This window comes from Brevundimonas sp. UBA4553 (assembly GCF_002387245.1).
Taxonomy (GTDB): domain Bacteria; phylum Pseudomonadota; class Alphaproteobacteria; order Caulobacterales; family Caulobacteraceae; genus Brevundimonas.
Map to the genome: position 1 here is coordinate 35,418 of NZ_DGLD01000006.1, position 14,202 is coordinate 49,619.

Genomic DNA, 14,202 nt, shown 5'->3' on the forward strand with positions numbered 1-14,202 from the left:
TGAAACCCGCGAAGACGCAAGCCGCGCGCGCCGTCGGTTGAATGGACGCCGAGACCGCGCCGGCGGCGCGGCCGCATCAGAAGTCGAAGTCGATCTGATCGGGATGGACGGCTGACCTGCGCGTCCTCCGCGCGGTGCGCGGGGGCGTCTCGGGCGCCTTCACCTCAGGCTCCGAGGCCAGGCTCTCTTCCCGGGGTTTTCGGCTGCGCCGGCCCATGCCCTCGAGGCGCGGGCTGGAAGGACTGCGCCAGCGGCGTCTATCACGGTTTTTCCGCCAGGCCTCCAACTCGCTCTCCCACCAGCCGACCCGTCCGGGCGACAGGGCGACAGAGGCCGGAAAACCCCCTGTCCGCTGCAGACGCCAGGCCGTGGTCCGGCTGACGCCGACCAGGGCGCGGACCTCGGACCAGACCAGCAGACGCCCCTGGGGCACGGCGCCCTCCTCGCCCGAAAACCCGTCCTCAGTCACGGCGACGCGCTCGGGCGGCCGCCGGCGCCGCCGTGCGGATTTCGGAAATCTGGTCCAGGGCCCAGGCCCGCAACAGGCCGCGGGGATAGAAGGGTCGCGATCTCACGTGACGGCATGGCGGCCCGTTCCCGCCCATGGACCAAAGGCGGGCCAGGGTGGCCGGTTTCAGGCGCACGCCCATGGCGGCGAGGAAGGCTGAGGCCTCCTTGCGCGTCAAAAGGTCCTCCGCCTCTTCATCCTGCCCCGTCAGACCTGTCTGCGGGATCATGGGCCTTCCTCCCGGCTTCGGCAGTCCCGGGCGGACCGGACATCGCGGCCCGCGGCCAGGGCCAGATAGCAGGAGAGGACCAGGTCTACGTAGGCTGTCGTCTCCGGGATCTTCGGAACCCGTCCCAGGCGCTCCACGCGGGCCGGTCCCGCGTTGAAGGCCGCCAGGGCCAGGCGAACGTCGCCGAAGCGCCGCAGTTGTCGCACCAGATAGGCGGCGCCGCCGTTGAGGTTCTGCACCGGATCAAACCGGTCCTCGACCCCGAGTTCAGCGGCGGTGGCGGGCATGAGCTGGGTCAGGCCGCTCGCCCCGACCGGAGAGACCGCGTCCGGGCGAAAGCCGCTCTCCGCCACGACGAGGGCGTGCAGGAGCTTGACGTCCAGCCCATGCCGGGCGGCGGCCGCCGCCATGGCGTCCCGGAACGGAGGATCGAGGTCCGGCAACCGGACGAATTCGGCCGCGGCCTCTTCGACCGGCGTCGCCGCCGGCGCGCGGCCGAACATGTCGCCTCCGGCGGCGCGCCAGTCCACGGCCTGGGCCATGACCGGACCCGCCCCGGCCCAAAAGACTGCGGCGATAAGCGCTTCACGGATCATCGACCGACCCTTTCATAGACGCCGAGCACGTCGGTACGACGCACGGGACCGAAGTAGCGGCTGTCGAAGCTGGACACGGTGTCGCCGAGCAGAAAGATCTCGTCGCCTTCCAGCCGACGGCAGGCCGACCAGACCGGCAAGGCGGTTCCGCGCCGGTCCTGCTTCATGACCAGGACGTCGAAGCCCATGACGGCCGTCCGGCCCCGGTCGTAGCAGACGACATCCCCGCTGACCGCCGCCACGCGCTTGAGCAGAGGCATGTCGTCGGGCGCTCCCAGGCCGGAGAGATAGGCGCGGCTCCGGGGCGGCTGACGCACCGCCACGACCGCGCCACGCGTCGGCGTCCTGTCCAGGCGGCGGACGTAGACGCCGCGCGGCTGGCTGGCGCTTTCATTAACCAGGGCCAGAGGCGGGACAGGCCCCAGGGCGAAGGGGATGATCGCTGCGGCCCCCAGACCTGCGACAAGCGCCCAGCCGCGCGGCGTGAAGGTCCTGATCATGGCTTGAAAGGCTCCAGAACAAGGTCGCGGGTGACCAGGGCCTGGACGCGCGCGCCCGGCGCGATCCGGATCGCGGGCCGCACCTCGAGCTCGCGATCGACCAGGCGGCCGCCGGTCCGCGCGGCCTCGATCGCCGCAGCGTCCCCTGCGTCGCCCAGGAAGGAGCCGCCGGGACCGCCGTTGTCCCGGGCCATCTGGCCCAGGGTCGTTATCGCGCCGGCGAAGAGGGTTCCCACGATCAGGGCGCTCAGGCGGCGGTCCGCCCGCCCCTCCAGGCCCACCGCCCCGCGCGCATCGACCCCCGGCTCGGCTTCCAGGGGGATGCTCTTGCCGTTCGGCAGGATCAGCCGCTCCCAGACCAGGAAGGCGCGCCGGTCGCCGTAGGCGCTGTCGCCGTCGTGCCTGCCGATCAGGCGCGAGCCCTGGGGGGCCAGCAGATGGCGCCCCGTCACCGTGTCGTAGAGGTTCTGGGTCACAGCGGCGACCACGGGCCCGGGTCGGGAGGTGTCGACCCCGGTCAGCAGGACCGCCGGAACCAGGGTTCCCGCCTGGAGCACGAAGGGCGAGGTCGGCGCCGCGAGCCCGGACCGCCCCGGGTCCCGGGTCTGCGCCGCGACGACGGTGGCGGACGCCGTCGTCGGATGCGCGGCGGGAAACGGCGACGCCGCCGTCCCGCCGGGTTCGAACATGAGGGCCGAAGCCAGGGCCATAGTCCCGACGTCGGGGCGCGCGGGACGAGAGGCCGGGACCGAATAGCCGGCGCCCCTCGGTGCGGGAGACGAAGGCGACGGCGCTTCCGCGATCGCGGACCTCGCCGTTTCGCCTCGCGGCGGCGGAAGACGATCATAGGAGGCGGGCTGGCCCGTCACGACCTCGCTGGGCCGTACAGAGCGACGGGCCGGCTCATCGCGCGCCTCGACGGCCCGCATGCGAGCCGCCGCCCGCATTTCCGGCTGGACGACGAAGGCCCAGGCCAGGGCGCCGGCGAGCAGGACGCAACCGCCTCCGGCCACCGCCTTGACCATGCCTCCCCTCAACCTGACGACGCGGGGACGCGGCGCCCGGCCGTCTAGACCCGGCGGCGGCGCCTTGGGCGGAACGCCCGGCTCGTCACGGCCCGAAAGGTCGATCATGGCCGTTCTCCGCCCAGGCGACGCAGCCGCACCACCTGGGGCCGTCGGTCGCCGATACGGAGCTCCGCGCGATCGAAGAGCCGATCGACGATGTAGAAGCCGCCGGACTGGCGATAGTTGACGTACTGGGCCTCGCCGTCCGCAGCGATGACGAAGAGCGCCGGCGCCTCCGCGGCCTGCAAGCCCGGCGGGAAGGCGATGAAGGTTCGTCGCCCGTCGTCGAATACGGTCGAGGGCGTCCATGCGGGACGTCCGCGCGCCTCGACGGCGTACCGGGCGTCCAGCGGGCCTTCCGGCGTCACCGGTCCTTCAGGAAGAGCGGCCGCCTCCACAATTTCCGGCGCGACCGCTTCCGGCTCGGGCGCCGCCCAGGTCACGGCGGGATTGAAGGCGTCCGCCGCGCCGCTCTTCAGCGCGACCAGATAGACTCGGCGGCTCGTCGTGAGGACCAGGTTGGTCTCGAGCCCCCGCTCCAGGGGCTTGAGCAGGACATGGACCCGCGCGGCCGCGCCCTCGCCCGAACGGGCTTCGGCCACCTGCCAGCGGACCGTGTCGCCGGCCGCCTTGGCCACGAGGGTCTCGCCCTCCCCCAGAATGAGGCTTGTGACCCGCAAGGGCGCCGTCCAGATCTCGTAGACCCGGCCCGGCGCCCAGTCGAAGACCTGGACGCCCTCCTCGAACCGGTCGGAACGCGACGCCGCCAAGGAGCCGTTCACCGCGGCGGCGATCGCGCGACGCCCCGTCCTGACGGGCGCGGGCGCCTCGTCTCCTGCGGCGGCGTAGGGCCTCGAGGTGTCGACGGAAGGATCCGGGAGGGGCGAAGCCGCCGCCAGAAGACAGGCGACGGGCGGGATCACGAGGCGTCGGGGGTCCATGACACATCCTCAATCTTCAGGCCCAGGGGGTTCTTCATCAGTTCAGCTTCGTTGCGCGGGGGCTGGACGCCCGTTGTGATCAGGGCCCGCCAGCGCTCGGCTCCGGCCGACTGGCCGTTGACGTAGCGGGTCTCCCGCCACTGGAGATCGAAGGTCCGCTCCGATCGCCTGACCACGTTCAGCACCTCGACGGCGACGGCCTCGCGGCCGACCTCGGCGAACGGGTCGCGCGTCTGGGCCCAGGCGTTGAGGAAACCGGCCGCCTTCGGCGTCAGCAGGTCGTAGGCCCTCAGCCAGTTCTGGCGAAGAACCACGGGATCGATGCTCTTGGAGCGGACGTCGCGGATCCATCCGGCTAGGGCATGGCCGATCTGGGCGTCGCTCGGCTCGTAGCGCCCGCCGATCGCCGTGATCCTCTGGGTCTCGCCCCAGTCGGACACCTCCACGACAAAGGGTTTGACCACCGCCCGGTCCGACTGGACCCACCAGCCCGCGCCGAGAAAGACGGCGAGGCCGAGATTGGCCACGGCCATCCGTCGCCAGTTGCGCGCATGCGCCATGGACAGGCCCATCCGGTCGTCCCAGGCCTGCCCCGCCCTTTGATAGGGCGTGGCCTCGGGGGCGGAAGACAGGGCGCGACGCGATCGGAAGAAGGGATGCATGTCAGGTCTCCTCGGTCCTCAGGCTGGGCGCCAGGACCCCGCTGGTTTCACTGGAGGGCGCCAGGCCGCGCCCGGCGTTGGCGACGAAGAAGGCCTGGAGCGCCCGGGAGCGGCGGCTCTCCGACCCGGTCGGCCTCGCCTCGTCTCCGAGGGCCTTGTGGAAATCTCGCCGCGCCGCCTCGGCGTCCCGGGCCTGGCGGCGGGCGAAGGCCGCCGAAAGGGCCGGTCCCTGCGGGTCCGCGCCTCCGGAGCCACGCGCGCCGTCGCCTTGCGGCGCCGGCGTGTCCGGGACCGGAGCGGTCTCCGACGCCGCGGCGGCCGGATCACGCGCAAGCCCTGGTCCGCCCCGGCCCGGCGCGACGCCGCCCGAGGAACCCCCTGGGAAACCGCCGGGCGAAGGGGCGGGGCCGCCCGGCGCGGCGCGCCCTCCTCCGCCGCCAGGACCGCCGGCTCCCGCCGCAGCGCGCGAGGTGGCGGCCGATCGGCCCGCCGCGCCGGCGGCGGCCCCGCCCGCGCCGACGACGCCGGCCGCGGCGAGGAGGGCCGCGCCGCCCACCGCCAGACCGCCGGCCATGGCCGCTCCCGCGCCGAGGGCGGGTCCGCCCGTGACGAGGGCCGAGGCGAGGTTGGGAATGAACACCGCCAGCATGGCCAGAAGGATGGCGGCCACCAGGATGCTGAGGGCCTCGTAGATGTCGGGATTGGTCGAGGGCTGTAGCTGGTCGAAGACGGTCCGCGCCCCCGAAACCACAATGGCCAGGGCCAGAACCTTGAGGCCGGATGAGACGACATAGCCCAGAGGCCGCTCGGCGAGGAAGGCGGATCGGGACCAGATGCCGAAGGGCAGAAGGACGAAGCCGCCCAGGGTGACGATCTTGAACTCGACCAGGGCGACGATGATCTGGAGCGCCAGAACGGCGAAGGCCAGCATGATGCCGATCATGGCCAGGCTGAGGATGAGGGCGTCGGCGAGATTGCCGACCACGTCCAGCGGGTTGTTCACCGGGGCCGGGGTGTCGCCCAAAGCCTTCACGATCGACCACCCCTGGGCCAGGATGGCGCCCGGGTTGAGGAAGTCCTCGCGGGACAGGTTCCCGCCGCCCGCCGTCAGGCCCAGCTGGATGAAGCCGGCGTAGAGGGTCTCGGCCAGGGCCTGCCAGTCGTTGATCAGCCAGGCGAAGGCGCCGATCAGCAGGATTTTGCCGAATCCGGCGGCCAGGATCTCGCGTTGCGGCGAGAGGGCCCACTGGATGCCGGTCAGGGCCACGACCAGGGCGATAAGCAGGCCGAAGACGCCGTTCACCGGGCCTTCGAGCGCCGCGAACCCCGCGGTGACGGTGTCCGAAAAGACCACCATCAGCGCATTGGGCGTCTCCATGCCGACGGCCATGATCAATCCCTCGCCCGAGGAAGGGGATCGAAACGCGGGGGCGCCGGGGCGGCCGGCTCCCGCGCCCATGCCCGCCGCCGCGCCGCGTCGCCTGCGGCCTGATCGGCGGCCTGCCGCGCCCCCTGCTCCGCCAGCAGGCGGGACTGGGCCAGCATGACGGCCCGCAGGGCCGCCAGGTCCTCCGCCAGAACAGCCAGGAGCTGGTTGGAGGACTGCACAGCCGCCGTCTGCCCGCTGGCCGACTGGCTGGCGGACAGGGCGCCGCTGACGCGGCCTTCCCGCCCCTGGCCGAGCCGCTCCAGTTCGGCCGCGTGCCGCGCCAGGTCCAGGGCCGTTCGCCGCGCGTTTTCGCTGCGCCCCTCGGTCTGGCGAAGCAGTCCGTCGACGCCATCGCCCGGGTTCACCGCATAGAGGGTCTCGAACTGGCGCTCCAGGGCCGCGGCCGAGGCCGCAAGCCCCTCGACGCTGCGGGCGAGCGCGCCCATCTCCTGCAGGGTCCGGCTGTTCTGGGCGAGGTGGCTGTAGGGAGAGGCGGCCAGGCTGCGCGCCTCATTGGCCAGGCTCTCCAGCTGCCGCGCCGCCTGGAGGGCGTTCTCCATGTGGTTGCGCGGGTCAAAGACGACGTGCTGGGCGCCCGCAGGCGCGACCCAGCTCGCGGCGGCCAGGACCACGGCGGCGATCCGGCTCCTACTCCGCCGCCAGCGGCGGATCGAAGGCGTCGAGAACGGCGTCGACATTCTGCACTCCCTTGGCTTTGAGGAATTCGCGCGCGAAGCGGTCGGGTCCGCTCCGGGCCAGGACGGCGTCGATCAGGGTCTGGTCATCTGGCGACCCCGCCCCGCATAGGGCCAGGGCGGCCCCGGTCAGGCGAAGATCGAACAGGCGCCTCCCCCCGGGCTGACGCCAGTAGTAGGCGCGCTTCGGCGGGGCGAAGGCGATCACCTCCAGCTGGCGACGGGTCAGGCCGAAGGCCCGGTAGAGGTCGCCCGAGGCCGGCTCCAGGGCCCGCGGATTGGGCAGGAAGACCTGGGTCGGGCAGTTTTCGATCAGGGCCGCCGCGATCGGCGAGGCGGCGACGTCGTCGAGGCTCTGGGTGGCGAAGACCACGGCCACCCGTTTCTTGCGCAGGGTCTTCAGCCATTCCCTGATCCGGGCGGCGAAAGCGCCCTCCCCGAGGAAGAGCCAGGCCTCATCCAGGATCATCAGGGTCGGCCGCCCGTCGAAGTCGGATTCCAGCCGGTGAAACAGGGCCGAGAGGACGGGCGCGACCGCCGAGGGGGCGGCCATCAGGGCCTCCATCTCGAAGGTATCGAACCGCCCGGCCTCCAGGGGCGCCTCGGCGCCGTCAAGAAGGTCGCCATAGGGGCCCTTGACCGTGAGCGGCTCGAGGGCGGCGGCGACTGCCCGGTTCTGGACCAGGGCGCAGAAGACCGTCAGCGTGCGCTGGTCCCGGGGCGCCTCGGCCAGGGCGTTGAGGGCCGACCAGATCTCCTCGCGGATTTCCGGCGCGGGCTCGAGACCGGCCGCGCGGACCGCCTCCGCGATCCACTCGGAGGCCCAGGCCCGTTCCGCCGGCTCATCAATCTCCGCCATGGGCTGCAGGGACACGGCCCCGCCGGGCTCGAGCGCCGACCAGACGCCTCCGGCCGCGAGGGTCGCGGCCCGGGCCGAACGGCCCTTGTCGAAAAACACCACCCGGGCGTCCGGGTAGCGGAACCACTGCAGGGCGAGGAAGGCCAGCAGGGCGCTCTTGCCCGCCCCGGTCGGCCCCACCACCATGGCGTGACCGACATCACCCACATGGAGCACCAGTCGGAAGGGCGTCGAGCCGGTCGTGCGCGCCACCGCCAGCGGCGGCCCGTCCATCGCCGGGTCGCGCGCCGGCCCCGCCCAGACGGCGGAGACCGGCAGCAGGTCGGCGAGATTGAGGCTCGAGACCAGGGGGCGTCGCACATCGGCATAGGGCTCGCCCGGCAGGCCGCCCAGCCAGGCCTCGACCGCGTTGAGGTCCTCGACCCGGGCGATCAGACCCCGGGCGTTCAGCGCCGCCTCCACCGCCCTCGCCCGGGCCGCCGCGCCGGAGGGCGTGTCGTGCAGCACGCAGACCGCCAGGGTGAGATAGCCGAAGGCGCAGACGTCGGCGCCGAGCGCCGCCAGGGCTTCGTCGCACTCGCCGGTCTTGCCGACCGAATCCGTGTCGAGGAGCGGGGTCTCCTCCCGGGTTACGGCCTCGCGCAACAGGACGCCGACGCCCTTGCGCTTGGCGAACCAGCGCTTGCGCAGCTTGATGATCTCGATTTCCGCCTGCGCCTTGTCGAGCGCGATCCAGCGCGCCGACCAGCGGCAGGGAAAGGGCAAGGCGCCCAGGGCGTCGAGCAGGCCCGGTTCGGTGGCGGCCGGCAGTCCGCGTACGGACACCACCTTGAGCCACTGGTCGCCCAGGCGCGGCGCGGCCCCGCCCGTGAGGGGGGTGTCTGCGAGCCAGGCGTCGAGAAACATGGGCGGATTCGGCGGCGTCACCGTCATTGGCGTGGTCGAGACGCAGTCGTGCAGCCAGGTCAGGGCCTGGTCGTCGAGCGGCTCCATCTCCGGCAGGGCGTCCGCCATGAGGTCGGCGATCGTCCCGGTCTCGCGGACGAAGCGGTCGAGGGCCTGACGCCAGTCGGCGCCGCGCGCCTCCAGGCCGTCGAACATCCAGCGCTCCAGCCGCCGCGCATCGTCAGCGGGAGGAAGCCAGGTCACCGCCAGGCGGCAATCGGTCTCGAAGGCCGGATCGGCGGCGTCGAAACGACGGCGGCGTTCGGCGTCCACCAGCCAGGCGACGCCGATGTCGAAGTCGCTTTCGGGATAGGCCTCGGCGCTGCGGCGACGCGCCTCCACATGAAGGCACCAGCCCGTTCCGAGCCGGCGAAGGGCGTTGTTGAGGCGGGCCCGCACCGCCATCAGTTCCTGATCGGTCGAGGATTCCAGGTCGGGGCCGCGGAAACGGAAGCCTGTGGTGAAGGAGCCGTCCTTGTTGAGCGTCACGCCCGGCGCGACCAGGGCCGCCCATGGCAGGTGGTCGGCGAGGCTGGCGGGCCGACGGCGATGTTCGTCGAGGAAGCGCATCTCAGGCGTCCAGGTGGCCAGGCAGCGCCAGGTGGCGCCGAAGGACGTCGAAGAAGCGCGCATCCGTCCGCGCCGCCCACAGGCCGAGCGCATGGGCGGCCGCCCACCACAGAAGGCCCAGCCACCAGATGCGAAGGGCCAGGCCCAGCACCATAGCTATGGTCCCCATGACGATGGCGTAGTCACGCGGCATACCCGCCATCAGCACCGGCGTCGCCAGGGCCTGGGCGACCGGCAGGCTCCAGCCCTCGGGACGAAGCGCCGCGGACATCACGCGACCTCCACGCCGCCGGCGAAGCCGAAGAAGTCGAGGAAGAAGGTGGAGGCGGCGAAGGCGATGCAGAGGCCGAACATGATGCCCAGGCCACGCCTCAGGTTCGAGCCGCTCTCGCTCATGGCCACGGCCGCCCCGAAGACGACCACCGCCACGACGGCCACCGCCTGGACCACAGGCCCGGTGATCGACTGGACCACCTGCTGCAAGGGCCCTTCCCAAGGCATGCCCGAGCCTCCGGCGAGCGCCGGTCCCGCCGCCGTCAGGGCGCAGGTCATCGCAACGCCGCCAAGGCGGCGTGAAAGACGTCCGTACATTGTCAGCTTCCTGTTGCAGGGCGCTTCAACACGCCGCGCCCCATTGCAAGCAGACTTATCCACAGAAGGTCAATAGGTTTTTACAAGATATTTCAACGAGTTGTATGAAAGTCTACATCAAGTCATTTAAACCCGCCCCACCCGCCCCGATAAACCTGAGCCCCCTCCGGAACTTGTGGGCGTCAGGAGTTGCGGCCGACTTGCACCAGACGCCGCTCCGAACGGGATCCCCCTGGATCGTCGCCGTGGCGGAGGCCCCTGGCCGACAGAGGCTTTGCGTCCGAAAGGCACCTATGAGGCCTGGAACGCGTTCCAACGAGCGGAAACCGATCAACCTCCCGATGGCGGCGACATCTCGGATCGCGCTGCGCCCCGGCAGGCCCCTGACAAGGGACAGGCCCAGCCCGCTCCCGCCGCCGCGTCCCCAGCCTCGACGGAAGGGAAGAAGATGTCTGGTGCGGCGGGATGACGCCGCCCATCCCGAGGCCATGGCGGTCCCCGTTTCGGCTTCGGCCAGAACCTCCGCCTGGCCGTCCGCCCATGCTGACCGCTGCGCGCCGCTCGCGAACCTCATGGCCGTCCGCATGGGCCGCCATCCCGACCTGGGCGCCGTCCCGAACCATCCAGGGTCCTCAGGTTTGAAGTCACGACGCTCGACGTCTGCTCCATCGACCGGGCGGTGATCCGGAGCGCCTGACCCGGGCCGACGAGCCTGATCCGGGCCTGGACGCGAGCCGCGAGCGGTGTCAGGCGAGGCGCCGGGTCTCGTAGCCGCCGTCTCGTCCCGCGTCGACCGCCAGCACAGCCTCCACCCGTCGTCCGCCGTCGTCGCGCCCAATGTGGACGATCCGGTCCACGGACAGGGCGATGAGGCGTTCGGGCGCGCGCACGACGACCTCGCCGACGAGATCCTCTAGTCGGCGAATGACGTCCTGAGCCGAGTTGGCGTGGAGGGTGGAGAGCCCGCCCGGGTGGCCAGTGTTCCAGCTCTTCAGGGTCTCGAGCACCGCGGCGCCGTCGCGCATCTCGCCGACCACGATCCGGTCCGGCCGCATGCGAAGCGCGTCCCGAACGAGGTCAGCCACGCCGATGGGCTCGGGAACCCGACGGGTCAGGACGGAGACCTGGTCCCAGGCCGCGCACTGGAGCTCGGCCGTATCCTCTATCAGAAAGACCCGGTCGCCCGAGAAGGCCGGTTCGGCGAGGACCGCGTTGGCCAGGGTGGTCTTGCCGGCGCCCGTGCCCCCGGACACCAGGATGTTCCGGCGTTCTTCCACGGCCCGACGCACGGCCCCGGCCTGCGCCGCCGTCATGATTCCGTCCTGCACATAGTCGTCCAGGGACCATATGACGGCGGGGCGCTTGCGGATGGCGAAGGTCGGTCCGGTCGCCAAGGGCGGCGTCAGGGCCTGGAAGCGCTCCCCTCCCCCTGGCAAGACCCCCGAGAGTCGCGGCCCGTTCCGTCCCACCGTCTCTCCGGCGAAATCCGCCGCCAACCGGATCGCGCGTTCGCGGGCCTCGACCGACAGGATGACGCCCGTATCCGAGCGGCCCCGTCCCAGGCGGTCCAGAACCATCCGTCCGTCAGGATTGACCATGACCTCGACCACGGACGGATCCTCCAGCGCCTCGAGGACGGTCGGCCCCAGGGCATGCCGCAAGGCTTCGAGCCGCCGCGCCGCCGCCAGATCCGCGCCGGGGGTCACGGGCGACGCTCCGCGCCGCCCCTCATCCGCCCCGCCATGATCCTCGCCGCCGTATCGTCCAGCATCCGCTCGATCCGCCGGTCCACCGCCGCCTGGACCGTGGGGTCCTCTTCCAGATCCCCCTCCGGCAAGCGCTGGAAGACGGCGCGGGCCATCTCGACCAGCAGTTCCTGCACCAGTTGCATGTCGCGCGCGGCGTTGCGCATGTGATCCCGAAAAGCCCGCTCAAGGGTCTCGAGACGGTCTTCCGGGTCGGCGCGCGGATTGTGCTGCAGGCCGCGGGCTATGGCGCGGCCCGCCGCCTGGCTGAGCGCCATCCGCCCCGCCCGGGCCTCCCGGTTCAGCCCGGTCACGACCTTGGGGTCGCTGAGATAGACCTGGACCCTGCAGGTCTCGCCGCCTCGCCTAGCCATTCCGTCCTCCATGCAACTGGTCCAGGACCGCCTGCTGGGCGGCCATCCCGCGAAACACCTCGTCATAGGCCTGGGCCATGCGGGCGGCGGCCTTGCGTTCATCCATGGCCCCGACCACCTCCTTGAAGAGCGGCAGGCTCGCGGTCGCATCCTCGCCGACGCCGCGGCGGCCGCTCCAGGGGTGGGGCGGCGCCCCCGGCGTGTCGAGCCGGACCGCCTGGTCGGGCGCCATGGTCCTGGCCCTCGAGCGAAAGGGCTCGACCCTGTCGTACTTCAGCTTCCTGGCCCGGAGCGGGCGTACGCCCGCCGCGAAGACGATCTGGACATCGTCCGGCAATCCCCTGACCTCGCCGGGCCCCAGCAAGGGACGCTCGATCTGGGAGCGCGAGACGGAATGTCCGCCGCCTCCAAGCCCCGCCGGCGCGCTGCGCGAGGTCCGCGTCTCCAGCACCTGCCCCGTCATCTTCGACACCTTGTCCTGGGTCGCCGGATCCAGGGCGGCGAAGGCGGTGTAGACGGAGCAGTTGTCGAGGATGGTGTTGGCGGCGCCGTAGGTCTCGACGATATCGTTGAGGGACTGGGCGACGAACATCACCTTGACCCCGTACCCGCTCAGCAGACGCAGCGACTTCTCGAAGAAGCTGATCCTTCCCAGCAGGGGAAACTCGTCCATGAGCATCAGCAGGCTGCGCTGCTTCAGCCGGCCGTCCGCGACGCGGCTCCCGTCCGTGGTGAGCGCCTGGGCCGCCGCGTAGAAGAGGAGGCGCACCAGGGGACGAAGCGCCACGGCGTCCGCCGGCGCCACCTGGACGTAGAGGGAGACGGGCCGCTCGCCGCAGACGAGATCGCCCAAGGCGAAGTCGGAGCTGGACAGCGTCCGCTCGAGGTCCTCGCCCGCCAGCCATTTCAGATAGGACCGCGCCGTGCCCTGGACCGAGGTCCGGAAACGATCGTGCATGGCGGCGTACCCTCGCACGGCCGTAGCGATGAAGGGGTGGGTCTCGCCCCGTCCGTCCGATCCTGGCCGGTGCAGGGCGCGAGTCATGACCTCGGCCGTATGATCCAGGTCAGCCAGAAGACGCCGCACCGTCAGCAGGTTCTTGTCCGGGTCCGGCGCCGTGTAGAGGACGTGCAGCACCACAGCCTCGAGAATCTCTGAGGCCGCCTTATCCCAGATGGCCTCGTCCTCGCGCCCCCCGGCGGGGTCGGAAAGGATGGCCACCAAACGCTGGACCTGGGCGAGTTCTCCCGCCCCGGGCCGTATTTCCGCCAAAGGGTTCCAGCAGGCCGATGACGGATCCCTCGGATCAAGGAAAAGGGCGTGGCTGAACCCCGCGCGCCAGCCGGCGCTGAGACGCCAGAGCTCGCGCTTCGGATCGTGTACCAGGACGCTGCTTCCCCAGGATAGAAGGGTCGGCATGACATGTCCCCTGCCCTTTCCGGAACGCGTCCCGCCGGTCACGAGCGTCGGGCGAAGGTCCGTGGTGGCCAGGAGCCGTCCGTCTAGGCGACCGATCACGCAGCCTCCCGAGGCCGTCAGCCCTGCACGACGGGCCTCGGCCATGCCGCCCCAGCCGCGCGCCCGCCCGGCGCCTTCGCCGGTCGCCAGAACCCCCAGTCCCAGTCCGAGGGCGGCGCCAAGGAGGAGGATCGGCCCCGTGCGCGCGACCTCGTTCCTGATCTCGTCTCCAAAGGCCTGTTTCCAGGCCAGAACGGACCATGGGGGATAGACGAGGACGCCGTCCGCGACCCTCAGGCCCGGTCCGAGCGCCTCGGCCTGCCCGTATCGCCAGGCGACGACCTGGGTCGCCGCCTGCAGGCCGAGGACGAGACCGAAGCCCAGGCCCGCCAGACGGATCAGGCCCCGACGGTTCATGTCTCGCGCCTCGCCGCCTCGGCCTCGAGGATCAGCAGGGGCGCGGCTTCGATCCGCCGCCTGTGGTAGAGCGCCAGGCCCTCGGCGAGCGCGTCCCCGCCCACCGTGAACAGGTCGGCCACGGCTCGATCCTCCTCCTGGTGGTCGGGGAAAAGCCGCCGCTCGGCGGGCTCGAGCTGGATCAGTTGCCGGCACACCCGCACATAGGCGTCGATCAGGGCGGCGTTGCCCGCGCGCCGGACGGCGCTGAGCATGTGACCGGCCAGGTCCAGTCCCGCGAGGTCGCCGCCTCCGCGCCCCAGGTCATGACCATGGACATCGCCCGCTGCGGTCAGGCTGCCCGTCACGCATTGCAGCCGGAAGGCGAAACGGTCCCTGACGATGGCCCGCTCCAGCCGAGGGGCCAGGAAGCCGCCCGTCGGCGATCGCTCGATCAGGCCGTAGCCGCTGAGCCAGACCAGGGCCTCGCGCACCGGGGTGGTCGACAGGCTCAGACGTCTCGCCTCGTCCATGATGACCACCGGGCCGCCCGGCGGGTAGACTCCCTGCTCCGCTCGGCCCCGCAGGCTCTCGAGGGCCGCCGCGAAGGGATCGCGTCTTCGTGTCATGATCGCC

16 protein-coding genes are annotated in these 14,202 nt (G+C 71.6%); all 16 read right to left on the bottom strand.

Annotated features, from left to right (window positions below):
- Positions 1 to 76: 76 nt before the first annotated feature.
- On the bottom strand, positions 77 to 469 hold the full coding sequence (locus tag B4A39_RS04950; protein WP_292033946.1) for a helix-turn-helix transcriptional regulator: 393 nt from the start codon (positions 467 to 469) through the stop codon (positions 77 to 79).
- The gene (locus B4A39_RS04955; protein WP_292033948.1) at positions 462 to 737 is read right to left on the bottom strand and encodes a hypothetical protein; all 276 of its coding nucleotides are present in this window, start codon (positions 735 to 737) and stop codon (positions 462 to 464) included. The genes B4A39_RS04950 and B4A39_RS04955 overlap by 8 nt, the downstream gene beginning before the upstream one ends.
- Entirely contained in the window at positions 734 to 1,333 is a 600-nt protein-coding gene (locus B4A39_RS04960; protein ID WP_292033950.1) for a lytic transglycosylase domain-containing protein, read from the bottom strand. The genes B4A39_RS04955 and B4A39_RS04960 overlap by 4 nt, the downstream gene beginning before the upstream one ends.
- Positions 1,330 to 1,833: a S26 family signal peptidase gene (locus B4A39_RS04965; protein WP_292033952.1), complete on the bottom strand. Its 504-nt coding sequence runs from the start codon at positions 1,831 to 1,833 to the stop codon at positions 1,330 to 1,332. The genes B4A39_RS04960 and B4A39_RS04965 overlap by 4 nt, the downstream gene beginning before the upstream one ends.
- Positions 1,830 to 2,966, bottom strand: a complete 1,137-nt coding sequence (locus B4A39_RS04970) for a TrbI/VirB10 family protein (protein ID WP_292033954.1) — start codon at positions 2,964 to 2,966, stop codon at positions 1,830 to 1,832. The genes B4A39_RS04965 and B4A39_RS04970 overlap by 4 nt, the downstream gene beginning before the upstream one ends.
- Positions 2,963 to 3,841, bottom strand: coding sequence for a P-type conjugative transfer protein TrbG (gene trbG / locus B4A39_RS04975; protein ID WP_292033956.1), 879 nt, complete (start codon positions 3,839 to 3,841; stop codon positions 2,963 to 2,965). The genes B4A39_RS04970 and trbG overlap by 4 nt, the downstream gene beginning before the upstream one ends.
- Complete coding sequence (gene trbF, locus B4A39_RS04980; RefSeq protein WP_292033957.1) at positions 3,820 to 4,503, bottom strand: conjugal transfer protein TrbF; 684 nt, start codon at positions 4,501 to 4,503, stop codon at positions 3,820 to 3,822. Before trbF ends, trbG begins: the two co-directional genes overlap by 22 nt.
- Position 4,504: 1 nt before the next feature.
- Complete coding sequence (locus B4A39_RS04985; protein WP_292033959.1) at positions 4,505 to 5,893, bottom strand: type IV secretion system protein; 1,389 nt, start codon at positions 5,891 to 5,893, stop codon at positions 4,505 to 4,507.
- A 2-nt stretch (positions 5,894 to 5,895) separates the two neighbouring features.
- Positions 5,896 to 6,630: a conjugal transfer protein TrbJ gene (locus tag B4A39_RS04990; RefSeq protein ID WP_292033961.1), complete on the bottom strand. Its 735-nt coding sequence runs from the start codon at positions 6,628 to 6,630 to the stop codon at positions 5,896 to 5,898.
- Positions 6,581 to 9,064 carry a conjugal transfer protein TrbE gene (gene trbE / locus B4A39_RS04995; protein WP_292033963.1) on the bottom strand — a complete coding sequence of 828 codons (2,484 nt, stop codon included), beginning with the start codon at positions 9,062 to 9,064 and terminating at the stop codon, positions 6,581 to 6,583. The genes B4A39_RS04990 and trbE overlap by 50 nt, the downstream gene beginning before the upstream one ends.
- Positions 9,003 to 9,272, bottom strand: a complete 270-nt coding sequence (locus B4A39_RS05000; RefSeq protein WP_292033964.1) for a VirB3 family type IV secretion system protein — start codon at positions 9,270 to 9,272, stop codon at positions 9,003 to 9,005. The genes trbE and B4A39_RS05000 overlap by 62 nt, the downstream gene beginning before the upstream one ends.
- Positions 9,272 to 9,592, bottom strand: a complete 321-nt coding sequence (locus tag B4A39_RS05005; protein WP_292033966.1) for a TrbC/VirB2 family protein — start codon at positions 9,590 to 9,592, stop codon at positions 9,272 to 9,274. Before B4A39_RS05005 ends, B4A39_RS05000 begins: the two co-directional genes overlap by 1 nt.
- Before the next feature lie 746 nt (positions 9,593 to 10,338).
- Positions 10,339 to 11,298, bottom strand: a complete 960-nt coding sequence (gene trbB, locus B4A39_RS05010; protein WP_292033968.1) for a P-type conjugative transfer ATPase TrbB — start codon at positions 11,296 to 11,298, stop codon at positions 10,339 to 10,341.
- The gene (locus B4A39_RS05015; protein WP_292033970.1) at positions 11,295 to 11,711 is read right to left on the bottom strand and encodes a hypothetical protein; all 417 of its coding nucleotides are present in this window, start codon (positions 11,709 to 11,711) and stop codon (positions 11,295 to 11,297) included. The genes trbB and B4A39_RS05015 overlap by 4 nt, the downstream gene beginning before the upstream one ends.
- Positions 11,704 to 13,587, bottom strand: coding sequence for a type IV secretory system conjugative DNA transfer family protein (locus tag B4A39_RS05020; RefSeq protein ID WP_292033972.1), 1,884 nt, complete (start codon positions 13,585 to 13,587; stop codon positions 11,704 to 11,706). The genes B4A39_RS05015 and B4A39_RS05020 overlap by 8 nt, the downstream gene beginning before the upstream one ends.
- Positions 13,584 to 14,195 carry a GntR family transcriptional regulator gene (locus B4A39_RS05025; protein WP_292033975.1) on the bottom strand — a complete coding sequence of 204 codons (612 nt, stop codon included), beginning with the start codon at positions 14,193 to 14,195 and terminating at the stop codon, positions 13,584 to 13,586. The genes B4A39_RS05020 and B4A39_RS05025 overlap by 4 nt, the downstream gene beginning before the upstream one ends.
- Positions 14,196 to 14,202 lie beyond the last annotated feature (7 nt).